Origin of the sequence: Bradyrhizobium sp. CSS354 (assembly GCF_029051725.1) — a bacterium.
Classification (GTDB): Bacteria; Pseudomonadota; Alphaproteobacteria; order Rhizobiales; family Xanthobacteraceae; genus Bradyrhizobium.
On sequence record NZ_JAACFU010000077.1, the window covers coordinates 1 to 819 of the forward strand.

1 pseudogene is annotated in these 819 nt (G+C 65.8%); it reads right to left on the reverse strand.

What is annotated here, in order from left to right:
- Nucleotides 1–49: 49 nt before the first annotated feature.
- Nucleotides 50–819 (reverse strand): annotated as a pseudogene (locus tag GWG67_RS38720) (IS256 family transposase); the annotation flags it as partial.

Below are 819 nucleotides of genomic sequence, written 5' to 3' on the forward strand. Positions count from 1 at the left end.
GACGTAGCGATGTCTGCAATCGTCATCTCGGTCACGAAAAAAATCGCTTGTCCATCTCATCCGTGGAGTGCAGCTTGGTCCGATGCTGCGGCGGGAACGACATGTAGGCGAGCACGTCGGTCTCGGCGTCGTGTAGGAAGCCGGCAAGCTTCGGCAGCTTTGGCCGGAGCTGGTCGGCGATCTTGCGCCATTGCGCAGTTGCGGCCTCGGCATCGTCCTGGGCAAAGGCGGTGGCGATGAAGGCGGAGACGACGCGCCGTCCGCCTTGCCGGCATGCGCCAGCGCGCTGCGCATGAAGTGGACGCGGCACCGCCGCCAGCTGGCATTGAGCACCTTGGCTACGGCGGCGTTGATAATTCGTGGGCATCGGACACGACGAGCTTGACGCCGCACAGACCGCGGCGGGTGAGCTTGCGCAGGAACGCCGTCCAGAACGTCTCGGGCTCGGACGGCCCGATGTCCATGCCCAGAACCTCGCGTCGGCCGTAGCGGTTGACGCCGACCGCGACAATCACCGCGACAGATACGATGCGGCCATTCTGGCGCACTTCACGTAGGTGGCGTCGATCCACAGATACGGCCAGTCGCCCTCGATCGGACGGGCGAGGAAGGCCTTCACCTTGTCGTCGATCTCGCCGCACAGTCTGCTGACCTGGCTCTTGGAGATGCCGGTCATGCCCATGGCCTGCACCAAGTAGGAGCCCTTGCGCAGCTTGGGGATGCGCAGCTCGACCGCGCCGGCCCGGGTCTCCCAGATCCGGTCGCGGTAGCCGTTGCGCTGGGCCAGGCGTTCGGGGGGTCTTCTCGCCATAGGCCGCC